This window comes from Vibrio sp. 2132-1 (genome assembly GCF_033344315.1).
Genome location: NZ_JAWPON010000221.1, coordinates 1 through 790, shown reverse-complemented (window position 1 = coordinate 790; position 790 = coordinate 1). Strand labels below are relative to the sequence as shown.

Annotated in this window: 1 protein-coding gene; it reads left to right on the top strand. The window is 46.7% G+C overall.

Annotated features, from left to right (window positions below):
* Window positions 1-138 precede the first annotated feature (138 nt).
* The coding region (locus R8N47_RS24560; RefSeq protein WP_318186018.1) for a TrkA family potassium uptake protein at window positions 139-790 on the top strand (652 nt) is incomplete at its 3' end.

Genomic DNA, 790 nt, shown 5'->3' with positions numbered 1-790 from the left:
AATCGTGTCATACGCTTAACACTCAAAATGCAAATAACTGCGTAAATGTTTTGTCAAATTTCTGTCCTCATATTTGCAGAAGGGCAGGAATAGGCGCAGACTTTCGCGCTTGCTAATGAATGCATAAATGAGGCACGAATGAAAACAGGTGATAAGCAATTCGCCGTTATTGGTCTTGGCCGATTTGGTTTGGCGGTATGTAAAGAATTACAAGATTCTGGGTCACAAGTCTTAGCGGTCGACATCAATGAAGATCGAGTGAAAGAAGCTGCAGGTTTTGTGAGTCAGGCCATTGTGGCAAATTGTACTCATGAAGAAACGGTCGCAGAGCTCAAGCTCGATGATTACGACATGGTGATGATTGCCATTGGTGCAGACGTGAATGCCAGTATTCTTGCTACTCTGATAGCAAAAGAGGCGGGTGTAAAATCGGTATGGGTAAAAGCTAACGACCGATTCCAAGCTCGCGTTCTGCAAAAAATTGGCGCAGACCACATCATCATGCCAGAGCGCGATATGGGCATTCGTGTGGCGCGCAAAATGCTGGATAAACGCGTACTCGAATTTCATCCATTGGGCAGCGGATGTGCGATGTCAGAGTTTGTTGTTGGCTCGCGTTTGATGGGTAAAACGTTAAGCGATTTGGCGCTGTGCAAGGTCGAAGGCGTGCAAGTGTTGGGCTTTAAACGTGGCCCTGAAATCATCAAAGCGCCCGATATGAGCACCACGCTTGAAATCGGCGATCTCATTATTGTGGTTGGCCCGCAAGACAAGTTGGCAAACAAGCTGA